Raw genomic sequence first — 14,840 nt, forward strand, 5'->3', positions numbered from 1 at the left:
GAGAGCGCTTCGTTCACACCGAAGAGGTCACTGGTTCGAACCCAGTATCGCCCACTCGGACCGTCGGCCCGTCTGCCTCAGTGCAGACGGGCCGACGTCGTTCCGGGCCCTCCGCATCGCCGACGAGTTTCGGCCGGACAACGTCCGGGTGCGACAGGCCAGTTCGCGTTCGATCCGTCGAATGCCCGCGTCTCACCTGCGACTTCGCGTCCTTTGTGGGATCACTCGGCTCCGACGTGCCGTCAACTCGCCCAGCGGGCCCACAAGAAAATCCTGTCCGAATCATTGACGCACTCCGAGGCCCCTCGTAGCTTGTGCCAGCAAGCGCTTACTTGAAACGATTCATGCAGGCGGCAATGACGCTGCGGGGAGGGGGCCCAACCATGGGAACCAGCAAGAATGTTGAGAGGCGTACGATCCTGAAGGTGGCCGGGGCCTCGGCCGCCACCATCGGGCTGGGAGCGACGACCGCGTGCGGTGGTGACAGCGGTTCCGGGGACGGGACGGTGACACTCCGTTACGCATGGTGGGGTGGAGAGCCGCGCACCATCGCCATGAAGAAGGCGATCGCGGCCTTCGAGAAGAAGTACCCGAAGATCAAGATCAAGCCTGAATTCACCGACTACCAGGCGTTCTGGGAGAAGTTCCAGACACAGGCCTCCGGCGGGAATCCGCCGGACGTATTCCAGAATGCTGTCGGCTTCCTGCGCAAGTACGACAAGCGCGGCATTCTTCTGGACCTCAAGGCGCAGGCGGACGCCGGGAATCTGAGCCTGGAGAACTTCCGTAACGGCGTTCTGGCGAACGGTCAGGTCGACAGCAAGCAGCTCGGTATCCCCGTCGGTGCCAACACCATGGCGCTCGTCATCGACCTGAAGGCCTTCAAGAAGGCCGGTGTCGAGGCGAAGATGGGCTGGACCTGGGACGAGTACTTCGACGCCCTCCAGACGATCCAGGACAAGCTGAAGATCGCCGGTGACACCGGCTACTTCGGCATCATGTACCTGTACGACCTGTATCTGCGTCAGAACGGCAAGGCGTTCTTCACCGACTCCGATCTCGGCTTCACCGAGGACGATCTGACGCAGTGGTGGTCGGACGGGTACAAGCGCGTGAAGTCCGGGCTTGTCACCGACCCCAAGAAGATCGAGCAGGTCCAGCCCAAGTCCGGTCTTTCGGCAGGGCTCGCCGCGTCCGAATTCACCTGGGACAACTTCTCCATCCGTTACGAGGGCGAGGGCGAGTCGGACTACGGGCTCGCGCCGATCCCCACCACGGACGGCAAGCAGACCGGCCAGTACCTCGGCTCGCTGATGCTCAGCGCCTTCTCCGGGACCAAGCACCCCAAGGAAGTCGCCCAGTTCATCAGCTTCATGGTCCACGACCCCGAGGTCGGCAAGATCATGGGCTACGACCGCGGCATCCTCTCCACGACCGAGCAGTACGACGCGTTCAAGCCCACCGACGCCAACAACAAGGGCGTCGCGGCCTACGAGGACGAGGTCGCCAAGGCCGGTGTGCTCGGGAAGATCACTCCGCACCCGTCCGGCGCGGATGTCATCGAGGCGGCGTTCCTGCGCATCGGCGGCGAGGTCTCCCAGGGCAAGACCAAGCCGGCCGACGCCGCCAAGGCGCTGTTCAGCGAGGCCAAGGCCGCGTTCGCGGGCTGAGGGGACGTACCACCATGACGCTCGTCAAGGAAGCGCCCGCGCGTCCGGCGAAGAAGCGGTCCGCCGCTCCTTCCGCCGGGCGGCGCGGGCGGCGCCGCGAGAACATCGCCGGCTATCTCTTCATGTCGCCGTGGATCGCGGGATTCCTGGTCCTCACGGCGGGGCCGATGATCGCGTCGCTGTACTACGCGTTCACCCGCTACAACCTCTTCACTCCACCGGAGTGGGTGGGCTTCGACAACTTCACGACCATGTTCCAGGACCCGCGCTGGCAGAAGTCGGTCGAGGTCACGCTGAAGTACGTCGTCGTGGCCACCCCGCTGAAGCTGCTGCTCGCGCTCGGTGTCGCACTGCTGCTCGCGCAGAAACGGCGCGGGCAGGGGCTGTACAGGGCCGCGTTCTACATGCCCTCGCTCATCGGCGCCAGCGTCTCCGTCGGCTTCGTGTGGCGGGCGCTGTTCTCGGACGACGCGATCGTGGATCGTACGCAGAAGGTCTTCGGGCTGGACGTGGGCGGCTGGATCGGCAACCCGGACTACGTCATCTACGCGCTGGTCGCCCTGAGCATCTGGCAGTTCGGCGCGCCGATGGTCATCTTCCTGGCCGGTCTCAAGCAGGTTCCGCAGGAGCTGTACGAGGCCGCCGAGATGGACGGGGCCGGACCTCTGCGGCGGTTCTGGAACATCACGCTGCCGATGATCTCCCCGGTGCTGTTCTTCAACGTGCTGCTGGAGTCCATCCACGCGTTCCAGGTGTTCGGGTCCGCCTATGTGGTCTCCAACACCCAGTGCGGGCCGGCCGACGCCACCCTCGTCTACACCTGTTACCTCTACCAGAAGGGCTTCAAGGAGGCCCAGATGGGCTTCGCCTCCGCGATGGCCTGGACGCTGGTGGTCGCGGTGGCGCTCGTCACGGCGGTCCTGTTCTGGTCGCAGAAGAAGTGGGTGCACTACGAGGAGGCCGCCAAGTGACCAGTGTCAGCACCCCCGCCGTGCGCACCGCCAACGAGCGCAAGCGCACCGGTTCGATCGCCTGGCACGTGGGCTCGCTCGCCGTCCTCGCGGTCGTCCTGTACCCGGTGATCTGGGTGATCGGTGCCTCGTTCAAGCCGAGCAAGGACATCATCGCCAGCATCGACCTGCTGCCCGTCAAGCCGGTCTGGGAGAACTTCTCCGCGCTCGCCGACGGTATCTCCGGCATCTCCATCAGCACGTTCTTCACGAACTCGCTGATGTACGCGGGGCTCGCCGTGGCCGGTGTCGTGCTGTCCAGCTCGCTGACCGCGTACGCCTTCGCCAAGATCCGGTTCGCCGGGCGGAACCTGCTGTTCACGCTGATGATCGGCACGCTGCTGCTGCCGTATCACGTCCTGCTCATCCCGCAGTACGTGATGTTCCGCAAGCTCGAGCTCACCGACACCCTGGTGCCGCTCGTCGCGGGCAAGTTCCTGGCCACGGAAGCGTTCTTCGTCTTCCTGATGGTGCAGTTCATGCGCGGCCTCCCCAAGGAACTGGACGAGGCCGCCAAGCTCGACGGCTGCGGGCATCTGCGGACCTACTGGTCCATCGTGCTGCCGCTGTGCCGGCCCGCCCTCATCACCAGCGCGATCTTCACCTTCATCAACGCGTGGAACGACTTCATGGGGCCGTTGATCTACCTCAACACCCCGGACAAGTACACCGTCTCGCTCGGTCTGATGATGTTCCGCGATCAGGAGGGCATCTCCAACTACGGCAGCATGATCGCGATGTCGCTGGTGGCGTTGGTACCGGTCATCGCCTTCTTCATGGCCTTCCAGCGGTATCTCATCGACGGTATGGCGACGTCCGGACTGAAGTGAGCGGAAAGGACTGAGGCGGTCACCATGGCGGAAGCACGAGTGAAGGCCCGCTCCCGGCGCAGGGGGTCCATGTTCGGTGAGCGGTTCGCGGTCTTCGCCGAGTCCCTGCTCACCGGGGTGTGGATCGCCGTGGCCTGTCTCGGGGTCGTCACCTATCCCGCGGCCTTCGCCGCCGGCGCACGGCATCTGCGGCGTCGTACGACGCACGAGAGCGGTGGCTGGCGGGAGTTCGTCGTGGACTTCCGTACGGCCCTGCGCGGCGGGTGGGTCGTCGGGCTCGCCGGGTGGGCGGTGGCCGCCGTCGTCTGGGTGGACGTCCTGGCCGCGCGGGCCGGGCTGCCCGGCGGGCCGCTCGTCGGGGCCGTCGGCATCTTCGCGCTGATCGGACTCGTCGTGGCCCTGCTGCGCGCGGCGGCGCACTGGACGCCCGGTGACGCCTGGCGGCTGCTGCTCGCGGACGCCGGGCGGCGGACCGTGCTCGATCCCGCCGGGTCCTTCCTGATCGTCTGCGGGCTGGGCGTCGTGGCCCTGTCCGCCATGTTCATCGCACCGCTGGCGGTCCCCGTCCTCGGGGCCGTCGCGGCCGCGGCCGTCGCCGTCGAGGAGCGCTACCGGCGCCGCTGACGGGCGGTGCCCTCGCACCAGGTCGGCGCCCGGGCGTCGTACCTCTCTCTGTCATGCCCCTGACCACCTGCATGGAAAAAGCTTCCCGCACGGAAGGAAAGGCAGGACCCCTATGTCTCCCATCCCCCGCAGGTCCATCCTCAAGGCGGCCGCCGTGGCCGGCGCCGCCGCACAGTTCAGCTGGGCCCTAGGAGCCAAGGACGCGCAGGCCGCGCCGAGAGCCGCGGAGGCCGACGCCGATCCCGTGACCCTGGACTGGCTGGAGGACGGCGGGCTGGGTGCCGCACCCGGCTCCACCCTCGGCGTGCCCTGGCCCAAGGGCACCTACCAGGACGACCAGACCTTCGCGCTGACGGACGCGGACGGCAAGTCCGTGCCCGTGCAGTCCTGGCCGATCGCCTACTGGCCGGACGGGTCCCTCAAGTGGACCGCCCACGCGGTGAGTTCGGGCGACGGCAAGCTCACCCTCGCCGCCGGCGAGGCCGCCGTACCGGACAAGAAGGTCACCGTCGACAAGAGCGGTGGCACCATCACCGTCTCCACCGGTGTCATCACCGCGAAGATCGGCAAGTCCGGCGCCACCCTGATCAAGTCGGTCACCCGCGGCTCCACCGAGATCGCCAAGAACGGCAAGCTCGTGCTGATCCGCCAGCCCGAGATCGAGGACGAGGACCAGGGCGCGGTCAAGACCGAGCGCTTCGACGGCGCCATCTCCGAGGTCACCGTCGAGCAGGACGGCCCGGTCCGCGCGGTCGTCCGCATCGACGGCAAGCACCGCAAGGGCAACCGGAGCTGGCTGCCGTTCTCCATCCGTCTGTACTTCTACGCGGGCGCCGACTCCTTCCGCATGGTGCACACCATCACCTTCGACGGCACCCAGGAGCCGGGCAAGGCCAGCGGCGACTTCATCCGCGGCATCGGCGTCCGCTTCACCGTGCCGATGCGCGACCAGTCCTACGACCGTCACATCCGCATCGGCGGTGACGGCACCGGTCTGCTGCGCGAGGCCGTCAAGGGCATCACCGGTCTGCGCCGGGACCCCGGTGCGGCCGTGCAGGCGGCGCAGTACGCGGGCGAGAAGCTGCCCGACCCGGCCACCTGGGACCAGCGGGTCACCACCCGCCTCCAGTACATCCCCGAGTGGGGCGACTACACCCTCTCCCAGCTCTCCGCCGACGGTTTCAACCTGCGCAAGCGCACCAAGAAGGGCCACGGCTGGATCGGCGCGGGCGGCGGCAAGCGGGCGTCCGGCTTCGGCTACGTCGGTGGCGCGAGCGGCGGACTCTCCTTCGGCCTGCGGGACTTCTGGGAGAAGTTCCCCGCCCAGCTCGACATCCGCGACGCCCAGACCGACGAGGCCGAGGTCACCCTCTGGCTCTGGTCGCCCGAGGCACAGCCGATGGACCTGCGCTTCTACCACGACGGCATGGGCCAGGACACCTTCGCCGAGCAGCTCGAAGGCCTCAACATCACCTACGAGGACTACGAGCCCGAGTTCGGCACCCCGTACGGCATCGCGCGTACGTCGGAGCTGTTGTTCTGGGCCAACGAGACGACCCCGGCCCCGGCGAAGCTCGCCGAACAGGTCGAGGCCGTACGGGTGCTGCCGCAGCTCGCCGCGCCGCCCAAGCAGCTCATCAAGGCCAAGGTCTTCGGCCCGGGCCTGTACTCCGAGCCCGACCGCTCCACGCCCGCCAAGGCGAAGATCGAGGACCACCTCGACTTCCTCTTCACCTACTACAAGGACCAGGTGGAGCAGCGCCGTTGGTACGGCTTCTGGGACTACGGCGACATCATGCACACCTACGACACGGTGCGGCACCAGTGGCGGTACGACATCGGTGGCTACGCCTGGGACAACTCCGAGCTGTCGCCGGACCTCTGGCTCTGGTTCGCGTACCTCCGCTCGGGCCGCGCGGACATCTTCCGTTTCGCCGAGGCGATGACCCGCCACACCGGTGAGGTCGACGTCTACCACCTGGGCAAGTGGGCCGGGCTCGGCACCCGCCACGGTGTGCAGCACTACGCCGACAGCGCCAAGCAGCAGCGCATCGCCAACACGACGTACCGCCGCTACTACTACTTCCTCACCGCGGACGAGCGCGTCGGCGACCTCATGCACGCCAACGTCGACTCCGACGAGACCTTCCTCGTCCTCGACCCCATCCGCAAGATCCGCACCGAGCCGTACACCCCCGACCGGCACGCGCTGTCGATCGGCTTCGGCACGGACTGGAGCGGGCTCGTGTCGGCGTGGCTGACCGAGTGGGAGCGCAAGGGGCCGAAGTGGGAGAAGGCCAAGGCGCGCGTGCTGTCGACCATGGAGACGATCGGCGCCCAGCCGAACGGGTTCGTGCAGGGGACCGGGCTGTACGACCTCGACACCGGCAAGTTCGCGGTCGCCTCGGCACCGGTGGTCGGGGTCTCGCACCTCTCCGCGGTCTTCGGGCTCAACGAGCTGTGCGCCGAGCTCATCGACCTCGTCGACATCCCCAAGTTCAACGAGGCGTACTACGACTACTGCCGCTACTTCAACGCCACCAAGGCCGAGCAGGCGGCGCGGTACGGGTCCAACTTCGGCACGCTGCTGCTGTTCCAGGGGCACTCGCGGCTCGACGCGTACGCGGCTGTGCAGACCGGGGACGAGAAGCTCGTCAAGCGGGCGTGGGACAAGTTCTACAACTCCGACGGGTACAAGGAGTCGGCGCCCTGGAAGACGGAGGAGCTGAGCGGGCCGGTGGCGTTGGTGCCGGGCAGTGAGGCGGCTTGGGTGTCCACGAACGACACCGCGTTGTACGGGCTCGCGGCGATCGAGAACCTGGCGCTGCTCGGGGACAGGATGCCGTAACAGGTGAGTGGGGAGCTGCGGGACCGTCGTGGCTGGTCGCGCAGTTCCCCGCGCCCCGTGCGTCAGTTCATCTTCCCCAGGATTTCTCGCGCCCTGCGGACATTCCTGATGCGCTGCTCGTACGTTGCTCCCAGCGTGAGCAGGAGGATGCCGGCCAGGGCGGGAAGTACCCAGCGGGGGAGGGCGTCGGTCACCTGGACGATGTACGGGGCGAGTTCGTGCAGCGCGTCCAGGGCCAGGACCGTGCCGCCCAGCAGGAGGGGTGCGCGGAGGTTGTAGCCGGCGCCCAGCAAGGTCAGCGACAGGGTGGCCAGGCCCAGGAGGAGGGGGCGGGTCCAGTTCGGGTCGGTCCAGGCCGTGGCCAGGCTCGGGAGGAGCGTGGCGGCGAGGCCGGGGGCGTACGCGGTCCAGGACGAGGTCTGTGGGTCGCGGCGCCTGCGCAGGAAGCCGACTACCAGTGCCGGGACGGTCACCGGGATCGTGTACGCCTCGGGCATGTCGACCTCCCAGGCCGCCAGGCGTACCCAGGTCGCCAGGACGAACAGGACGGCTGCCGCGTAGCCGACGGCACGGCGGTCCGGGCGGATCGCCGTGCCCGCGGCGATCACCCCGCACAGGGCCAGGACCAGGGCGAGCATCGGCAGGTCGGTCGCGGCGAGTCCGATGGCGAGCAGTCCGGCGACGGCACCCGCCGCCTCGAGGGGAATCCGCTCGCTCACGCGCGGTGCGATCAGGGCCGCGGCCACCGGGACCACCAGGACCAACAGCGCGGTGTGCTGCGGCTGCCAGTCCGCGGCCGCTCCCGTCGCGCAGGCCAGCGCGGTGGCGTACGCGAGGGCGGCCGGGGCCGTGATGGACGTGAGCCGCCAGGAGACCGCCGCGAAGAACGCGGTGAGGGCGCCGAGCGCGGTGAGGGTCGCCGTCTGTGAGGCCAGTGCGGTGCAGGCGAGGTTGGCGGAGGTGGCGAGGGCGAGGATCGTCGCCGTCGGCTGCCCGTACGGAGCGGCGAGCGCGACCGCGGTCAGGGCGCCGAGCGTCAACAGGCCGGTCGTGTAGGGGAGTTCGAGGACCGCCGGGACCGTCAGGGCCGCGGCCCAGGTGAGCACCAGTGCGCCGGTCAGGGCTTGGGCGTGCCGGGCGGTGTTCCTGGCCGCCAGGGCGAGCACCGCCGCGACGGCCACCAGGACGAGCGGAGCCGCCGCCATGTCCGGCGGCCAGGGCGCGTCCACCGTCACCGCCTCACGCATGTTCGCCGGCGCCCCGGACCATGCCCGCGAGGTCCAGGCCACCGGCCCCAGCAGGGTGAGCGCCACGAGCGGCAGCGCCCACAGCACCGCGAGCCCCTGAACGGAGGCGGAGGACCAGGCCAGTCCGTTGCGTACCGTCTCCGGCAGCCGACCGATCCGCACGGCCGCCAACAGGGCGATCCCGCAGGCGAGATGCACCGGAACCGTCCACGCGTCCGGCACCGCGGGGCGGACGGCGCCGCCGAGCGCGGCGACCGCGAGGAGACCCGAGGTCACGGCGAGGCCGGTGGCGTGGCCCTTGCCCAGGCCGCCGCGCCAGGCCGCGCCCAGGGCGATCGCCGCCGCGAGGAGGATGAGCGCCGCCGCACGGGCGGCGGCGCTCGGACCGGTGGCCGTCCAGGACAACCAGCCGGCCGTCAGTGCGCCCGAGGAGCCCAGGCCGTACGCGCCGACGGTGGCGACGAGACGTACGGGCCCGAGCGTCACCCGGAGCGCGACAACTGTGTCGAACGCGGCCGTCACCAGCAGCGCGGCCGCGATGCCGTGGGCGCCCATGGAGGACGAGATCCCCCAGCACAACAGCGGGAGTTGGGCCGCGGTCAGCGCGGCAGGGAGGGGCAGACGCAGCTCCGCCGCCCGCGGCAGCAGGCCGTAGGCCAGCCAGAGCCCTGCCAGCAGCGCCGACGCGGTAGCCGTGTAGCCCGCGCCGCCCGTCCCGGGGAAGGCGACCTCGTACAGCGCGTACGCGTCGAGCACCGTCAGCGCCAGACCCAGACCCGCCACCGACTCGGCCGTCGAGCGCAGCCCGCGCTTCAGCAGGGGCAGCGGAGCGGCGAGCGCGGCCAGCGTGAGTGCGCCGAGCACCAGACCCCGGCCGGCGATCCCCAGATGCCCCCAGCTGACCAGCGTGAACACCATCGCGGCGATCGTCAGCAGGACACCGCCCAGCAGCAGAAGAAGGTTCTGCACGCCGGGAGCGCTGGTCTCCGGGCGAGGCGAGGCCACAGGGGCCGGGTTCGTCGTCGGCCGCGGCTGCAGCGCGGCGACCAGCCATGCGCGTCGGGTCAGCAACTGCGCCCGGCGCCGGTCGAGTTGCCACAGCTCGGCATCGAGGAGCCGGAGCTCCTCGGCCGGGGGCGGGATGTGCGTCATGTCTTGGAGTGTGGTCCGCGTCACGTCGTACGGCATGAGTGCGCGTACTCAGAACGTACTCAGATCAGTGCGGGCAGACTCTGTGCATGGACTGGACCCATTACCGCTTCCGCACGCAGTGGGCCCTGAGCGCGTCGCCCGCCACCGTCTACGACGCCCTGGAACAGGCCGAGGACTACCCCCGCTGGTGGCCCCAGGTCCGCGAGGTCAACCGCCTCGACGACACCACCGGCGTCATCACGATCCGGGCCACCCTGCCCTACGACCTGGTCTTCACCGCGCGAGAGGTGCGGCGCGACCGGGCGGCCGGAGTGCTGGAGATCGCCATGACCGGGGACCTGGAGGGATGGGCGCGCTGGACGATCGACGGGGACGGGGCGCGCAGCCTCGCCCGCTACGAGCAGGTGGTCGACGTGAACAAACCGCTCCTGAGGCGCCTCGCCGTGCCCGGACGGCCGGTGTTCCGTGCCAACCACTGGCTGATGATGCGGGCCGGACGACGGGGTCTGGTCGCGTACTTGCAAGCGGTTTGAAGGAAGGGCGCGGGGACCTGTATTGTTCAGTCCGTTCCCGGGCGATTAGCTCAGTGGGAGAGCGCTTCGTTCACACCGAAGAGGTCACTGGTTCGAACCCAGTATCGCCCACCGGGAGAAAGCCGGTCCGCGTCACGCGGACCGGCTTCTTTGTGTCGAGACCCTCCTCAGGCGGCCGCCGCGGGCAGCTCCGGACGCAGCGGCCACGCCGTGTTCACCACCTCCGGGGTGCCGCTGCGCGCGAACCACGCCTGCAGCCCCCGCGCCTGCGCCGCGTGCCACCCGGCCTGAAGGGCGTGCAGCTCGCCCGCGCTCAGCCGCTCGAGCCGGGCCGCGAAACGGCGCCCCACGGCTCGTACGACATCCAGCGCGGCCAGCGCGTCCGCGCCCGCGTCGTGCGCGCCGTCCAGCGTGACCTCGTAGTGCGCGCACAGGTCCGTCAGCGTGCGACGGCCCTTGCGGTAGCGGTCCAGATGTTTGTCGAGGACCCTCGGGTCCAGCACCAGCAGCGGCGACGAATCGAACCAGTGGTCCAGCGACGAAGCCCGATGGCGGCGCAACTCCCGGTCCAGGATGGTCAGATCGAACGGCGCGTTCATGACCACCAGCGGGCGGCCCGCGGCGGCCTGCTCGGTCAGGTGTTCCGCTATCTCGTACATCACCGGCGCCGGCCAGCGGCCGTTGCGCTGCAGATGGTCGTCCGTCAGTCCATGTACCGCCGTCGCCGCCTCCGGCACCGGAACACCCGGGTTCACCAGCCACCGGGTCACCCGCGGCCGGGTACCCGGGGCGTCCTGGACGACGACGGCGGCCGACACGATCCGGTCGGTCTCGACGTCGACGCCCGTGGTCTCCGTGTCGAAGGCGGCCAGGGGCCCTTCGTACCAGCACGTCATTCCAACTCAACCCCTCGCTCACCCACGGCAGCTGACGCACCGTCTTCTGCCTGTTTGGTGATACCCGGGCTGTTTGCGCCGTACGCCGGAAGGACACAACAGGAATACGGGTCGTTGCAGTTCAGCGACCCGCGGTGCGAATTCACCGAACGTGGAAGGCTGTTGGTCATGGCGATAGCGCAGCCCGAGCGGGGCGGGCTGCTGCCCGAGCGCACGGGCCCCCTTCGCGGCACACTCGCCACCACCGCCTGCATGGAGACCCTGCAGGTGGGCTATCTGCACGCCGTCGCTGCGGCGGCCGGCTGCTCGTTGTCGCAACCCTTCCCGGACAACGGCATCGACTGGCACGTCAGCCACGGCTCGCCCGGGCACACCGTCGACGACGAGGTCACCATCAAGGTGCAGCTCAAGTGCACGTACCAGGTCCCGCCGAACCCCCCGGGACGGTTCTTCTCCTTCACGCTCGACAACGACCATCTGCGCAAGCTCGCGCGCACCCCCGTCTCGGTGCACAAGATCCTCGTCGTCATGCTCGTGCCGAGATCCCAGGACGACTGGCTGCGCGCCAGCCACGACCGGCTCGACCTCAGGCACTGCTGCTACTGGGTCAACCTGGCCGGCCACCCGATCACCGGCCGGACCCGTACCACCGTGCGGATACCGACCTCACGCATCTTCGACGACCGGGCGCTGTGCGAGATCATGACGCGGACCGGGACGGGAGGCAGACCATGACCCACCGCCCCTTGGAGGAGGCGCTGCGGCCCGTGCGACCGCACCCGGTCGACGCCGCCTGGGACCGCGCCCCCGAACCCGACGAGGTCGACCCCGCGGTCCTCGCCGCCCTGCTGCACCGCCACGGCTGGCAGCGCCGCGGCGGCGCCCCCGGACGCTACGGCCGCTGGACCCCGCCCGGTCAGGGCACCGGCGGGACCAGCCTGCTGGTGCCCGAGAGCCGTGCCTTCCCCGACAGCGACGACCTGCTCGGCGAGGCGCTCGTCGCCCTCGCCCGCAGCGGCACGCCCTCCGCCCGCGAGGTCCTCGTCGGCCTCGCCGTGCCCAGCGACGAGATCCGCTGGTGGCGGGACGCACCGACCGGACCGGGCGGCACCGCGCCCTGGACGGTGGAGGAACAACTGCGCGCCGCCGCCCGCCAGATGCTGCTCGCCGGCGCGCTCGCCACACGCGCGCGTGCCGGGTACTACGGCGCCCGCCACCGCCGCGCCGCCGCCACCCTCATGGAGAGCGTGCTCGTCGGTACGGCGACCGGCGGCTGCCTCACCGCCTTCGTGCCCGTCGGCAACGGGCGCCCCCTCGCCGTACGCCTCCACCAGGCCCTGTACGCCGCCCGCGAGGCCATCGACTACCAGCGCGCCACCGGTGGCATGGACGCCTTCGACGGCGCCGTCGAAGCGGGCGTCAGCCGAGAGCTCACCGAGGCGCTGATCGCCCTCGTGCGCGGGACCGAGGGCGCGCGCATCGCCGTCGAGTGGGCGCCGGCCGCCGGGGTGCCGACGGGCTGTGCCGCGGGGGTCGAGCCCGTCGAGTTCTCGCCCGGCGATCTGCCCGTGCTGCGCGAGGCCGGGGCCCGCTATCTGCGCGAGGAGCCGTCCGTGCCGGTGCGGATCACCGGCGCGGTGGTGCGGATGCGCAGGTCGGGTCCGCGCGGGGACGGCAGCGTACGGCTGCGGGTGATCGCGGGCGTCGAGGTGCCGTACATCCGGCTCACCCTGGACGAGGAGGCGTACCGGATCGCGGGGCACGCGCACCTCGTCGGGCTGCCGGTGCGGGTGCACGGGAGGCTGGAGAGCCGGGGCGGGTTCCGCCGGCTCACCGGAGCCTCCGGGGTCGCGCCCGTGCAGGTGGACGAGGCGGAGCGGGACCGGCTGATGAAGTCCCTCCAGGAGAATCTCGACTTCTTCGAGGAGGCCTGCGGGGAGGCCCCCGCAGGGGACTGATTTCGCGGAGGTGGGTCCGGGGTCGGTACGATCCCCTATTGCGCGCGCTCACGGTACGGCGCCCGCATCCACCTTCAGTCAGGAGAGACCGGTGTCAGACGTCCGTGTGATCATCCAACGCGATTCCGAGCGGGAAGAGCGCACGGTGACGACGGGCACTACGGCCGCCGAGCTCTTCGCCGGCGAGCGCTCGATCATCGCCGCGCGCGTGGCCGGTGAGCTGAAGGACCTCGCGTACGTCGTCGCCGAGGGCGACGAGGTCGAGGGCGTCGAGATCTCCTCCAAGGACGGTCTCGACATCCTGCGCCACTCCACCGCCCATGTCATGGCGCAGGCCGTGCAGGAGCTCTTCCCCGAGGCCAAGCTGGGCATCGGCCCGCCGGTCAAGGACGGCTTCTACTACGACTTCGACGTGGAGAAGCCGTTCACGCCCGAGGATCTCAAGGCCATCGAGAAGAAGATGCAGGAGATCCAGAAGCGGGGGCAGCGCTTCTCCCGCCGTGTGGTGACCGACGAGGACGCCCGCGAGGAGCTGGCCGCCGAGCCGTACAAGCTGGAGCTGATCGGCCTCAAGGGCTCGGCCTCCTCCGACGACGGCGCGGACGTCGAGGTCGGTGCCGGTGAGCTGACGATCTACGACAACCTCGACGCCAAGACCGGCGACCTGTGCTGGAAGGACCTCTGCCGCGGTCCCCACCTGCCCACCACCCGGAACATCCCGGCGTTCAAGCTGATGCGCAACGCGGCCGCCTACTGGCGCGGCAGCGAGAAGAACCCGATGCTCCAGCGCATCTACGGCACCGCCTGGCCCTCCAAGGACGAGCTGAAGGCGCACCTCGACTTCCTCGCCGAGGCCGAGAAGCGCGACCACCGCAAGCTCGGTTCCGAGCTCGACCTGTTCTCCATCCCGGAGCAGATCGGTTCCGGCCTCGCCGTCTTCCACCCCAAGGGCGGCATCATCCGCCGGGTCATGGAGGACTACTCGCGCCGCCGCCACGAGGAGGAGGGCTACGAGTTCGTCTACACCCCGCACGCGACGAAGGGGAAGCTCTTCGAGACGTCCGGGCACCTGGACTGGTACGCCGACGGCATGTACCCGCCCATGCAGCTCGACGAGGGCGTGGACTACTACCTCAAGCCCATGAACTGCCCGATGCACAACCTGATCTTCGACGCGCGCGGCCGCTCGTACCGTGAACTGCCGCTGCGACTCTTCGAGTTCGGGACCGTGTACCGGTACGAGAAGTCCGGCGTCGTGCACGGACTCACCCGTGCCCGCGGCTTCACGCAGGACGACGCGCACATCTACTGCACCCGTGAGCAGATGTCGGAGGAACTCGACAAGACGCTCACCTTCGTCCTCGGCCTGCTGCGGGACTACGGTCTGGAGGACTTCTACCTGGAGCTCTCCACCAAGGACCCGGAGAAGTTCGTCGGCTCCGACGAGGTCTGGGAGGAGGCGACCGAGACGCTGCGCGAGGTCGCCGAGAAGCAGGGCCTCCCGCTGGTCCCGGACCCGGGCGGGGCAGCGTTCTACGGTCCGAAGATCTCCGTCCAGACCAAGGACGCGATCGGCCGGACCTGGCAGATGTCGACGATTCAGCTCGACTTCAACCTGCCGGAGCGCTTCGACCTGGAGTACACGGGCCCCGACGGCTCCAAGCAGCGCCCGGTCATGATCCACCGCGCGCTGTTCGGTTCCATCGAGCGGTTCTTCGCGGTGCTTCTGGAGCACTACGCGGGCGCCTTCCCGGCGTGGCTGGCGCCGGTCCAGGCGGTGGGCATCCCGATCGGCGACGCGCACGTCGAGTACCTGGAGAAGTTCGCGGCGGCGGCCAAGAAGCAGGGTCTGCGCGTCGACGTGGACTCCTCCTCCGACCGGATGCAGAAGAAGATCCGCAACGCCCAGAAGCAGAAGGTGCCCTTCATGGTCATCGCGGGCGACGAGGACATGGCGGGCGGCTCGGTCTCCTTCCGCTACCGCGACGGCTCGCAGGAGAACGGCATCCCGTTCGACGAGGCCCTCGCGAAGATCGCGAAGGTCGTCGAGGAGCGGGTCCAGGTCTGATCCC

11 protein-coding genes and 1 tRNA gene are annotated in these 14,840 nt (G+C 69.5%); 10 read left to right on the forward strand and 2 right to left on the reverse strand.

Annotated elements, in window-relative coordinates:
* Positions 1 to 383: 383 nt before the first annotated feature.
* The 5 genes from ACWD3I_RS30740 (at position 384) to ACWD3I_RS30760 (ending at position 6,982) form a co-directional block, all read left to right on the forward strand.
* Positions 384 to 1,670, forward strand: a complete 1,287-nt coding sequence (locus ACWD3I_RS30740) for an ABC transporter substrate-binding protein (RefSeq protein WP_365403441.1) — start codon at positions 384 to 386, stop codon at positions 1,668 to 1,670.
* Positions 1,671 to 1,684: 14 nt separating this feature from the next.
* The gene (locus tag ACWD3I_RS30745; RefSeq protein ID WP_365403438.1) at positions 1,685 to 2,641 is read left to right on the forward strand and encodes a carbohydrate ABC transporter permease; all 957 of its coding nucleotides are present in this window, start codon (positions 1,685 to 1,687) and stop codon (positions 2,639 to 2,641) included.
* The gene (locus tag ACWD3I_RS30750) at positions 2,638 to 3,510 is read left to right on the forward strand and encodes a carbohydrate ABC transporter permease (RefSeq protein WP_365403435.1); all 873 of its coding nucleotides are present in this window, start codon (positions 2,638 to 2,640) and stop codon (positions 3,508 to 3,510) included. The genes ACWD3I_RS30745 and ACWD3I_RS30750 overlap by 4 nt, the downstream gene beginning before the upstream one ends.
* Before the next feature lie 24 nt (positions 3,511 to 3,534).
* The gene (locus ACWD3I_RS30755; RefSeq protein WP_365403432.1) at positions 3,535 to 4,134 is read left to right on the forward strand and encodes a hypothetical protein; all 600 of its coding nucleotides are present in this window, start codon (positions 3,535 to 3,537) and stop codon (positions 4,132 to 4,134) included.
* A 112-nt stretch (positions 4,135 to 4,246) separates the two neighbouring features.
* Complete coding sequence (locus ACWD3I_RS30760; RefSeq protein ID WP_365403429.1) at positions 4,247 to 6,982, forward strand: exo-rhamnogalacturonan lyase family protein; 2,736 nt, start codon at positions 4,247 to 4,249, stop codon at positions 6,980 to 6,982.
* Positions 6,983 to 7,044: 62 nt separating this feature from the next.
* On the opposite strand, the gene ACWD3I_RS30765 is transcribed toward ACWD3I_RS30760, so the two are convergent.
* Positions 7,045 to 9,381, reverse strand: coding sequence for an SCO7613 C-terminal domain-containing membrane protein (locus ACWD3I_RS30765; protein WP_451084223.1), 2,337 nt, complete (start codon positions 9,379 to 9,381; stop codon positions 7,045 to 7,047).
* Between the two features lie 86 nt (positions 9,382 to 9,467).
* Between ACWD3I_RS30765 and ACWD3I_RS30770 the strand changes: the two genes are divergently transcribed.
* Together ACWD3I_RS30770 and ACWD3I_RS30775 are read left to right on the forward strand one after the other, a co-directional pair.
* Positions 9,468 to 9,914, forward strand: a complete 447-nt coding sequence (locus tag ACWD3I_RS30770) for an SRPBCC family protein (protein ID WP_365403423.1) — start codon at positions 9,468 to 9,470, stop codon at positions 9,912 to 9,914.
* Between the two features lie 39 nt (positions 9,915 to 9,953).
* Positions 9,954 to 10,025: transfer RNA gene (locus ACWD3I_RS30775), tRNA-Val, on the forward strand.
* A 56-nt stretch (positions 10,026 to 10,081) separates the two neighbouring features.
* On the opposite strand, the gene ACWD3I_RS30780 is transcribed toward ACWD3I_RS30775, so the two are convergent.
* Positions 10,082 to 10,810 carry a 3'-5' exonuclease gene (locus tag ACWD3I_RS30780; protein WP_365403420.1) on the reverse strand — a complete coding sequence of 243 codons (729 nt, stop codon included), beginning with the start codon at positions 10,808 to 10,810 and terminating at the stop codon, positions 10,082 to 10,084.
* A gap of 168 nt (positions 10,811 to 10,978) precedes the next feature.
* On the opposite strand from ACWD3I_RS30780, the gene ACWD3I_RS30785 reads away from it, so the two are divergent.
* The 3 genes from ACWD3I_RS30785 to thrS all read left to right on the forward strand — a co-directional run bounded on the left by ACWD3I_RS30785 (position 10,979) and on the right by thrS (position 14,836).
* Positions 10,979 to 11,545 carry a DUF4365 domain-containing protein gene (locus tag ACWD3I_RS30785; protein WP_365403417.1) on the forward strand — a complete coding sequence of 189 codons (567 nt, stop codon included), beginning with the start codon at positions 10,979 to 10,981 and terminating at the stop codon, positions 11,543 to 11,545.
* Positions 11,542 to 12,768, forward strand: a complete 1,227-nt coding sequence (locus ACWD3I_RS30790) for a hypothetical protein (protein WP_365403414.1) — start codon at positions 11,542 to 11,544, stop codon at positions 12,766 to 12,768. Before ACWD3I_RS30785 ends, ACWD3I_RS30790 begins: the two co-directional genes overlap by 4 nt.
* A 91-nt stretch (positions 12,769 to 12,859) precedes the next feature.
* Complete coding sequence (gene thrS / locus ACWD3I_RS30795; protein WP_365403411.1) at positions 12,860 to 14,836, forward strand: threonine--tRNA ligase; 1,977 nt, start codon at positions 12,860 to 12,862, stop codon at positions 14,834 to 14,836.
* Positions 14,837 to 14,840: the final 4 nt, after the last annotated feature.

The sequence above is a fragment of the Streptomyces sp. NPDC002817 genome (assembly GCF_053592055.1).

Coding starts and splice junctions, on each gene's coding strand:
- ACWD3I_RS30780 (WP_365403420.1), bottom strand. CDS start 10,810: ATGACGTGCTGGTACGAAGGGCCCCTGGCCGCCTTCGACACGGAGACC.
- ACWD3I_RS30760 (WP_365403429.1), top strand. CDS start 4,247: ATGTCTCCCATCCCCCGCAGGTCCATCCTCAAGGCGGCCGCCGTGGCC.
- ACWD3I_RS30740 (WP_365403441.1), top strand. CDS start 384: ATGGGAACCAGCAAGAATGTTGAGAGGCGTACGATCCTGAAGGTGGCC.
- ACWD3I_RS30770 (WP_365403423.1), top strand. CDS start 9,468: ATGGACTGGACCCATTACCGCTTCCGCACGCAGTGGGCCCTGAGCGCG.
- ACWD3I_RS30785 (WP_365403417.1), top strand. CDS start 10,979: ATGGCGATAGCGCAGCCCGAGCGGGGCGGGCTGCTGCCCGAGCGCACG.
- ACWD3I_RS30765 (WP_451084223.1), bottom strand. CDS start 9,381: ATGACGCACATCCCGCCCCCGGCCGAGGAGCTCCGGCTCCTCGATGCC.
- ACWD3I_RS30790 (WP_365403414.1), top strand. CDS start 11,542: ATGACCCACCGCCCCTTGGAGGAGGCGCTGCGGCCCGTGCGACCGCAC.
- ACWD3I_RS30745 (WP_365403438.1), top strand. CDS start 1,685: ATGACGCTCGTCAAGGAAGCGCCCGCGCGTCCGGCGAAGAAGCGGTCC.
- ACWD3I_RS30755 (WP_365403432.1), top strand. CDS start 3,535: ATGGCGGAAGCACGAGTGAAGGCCCGCTCCCGGCGCAGGGGGTCCATG.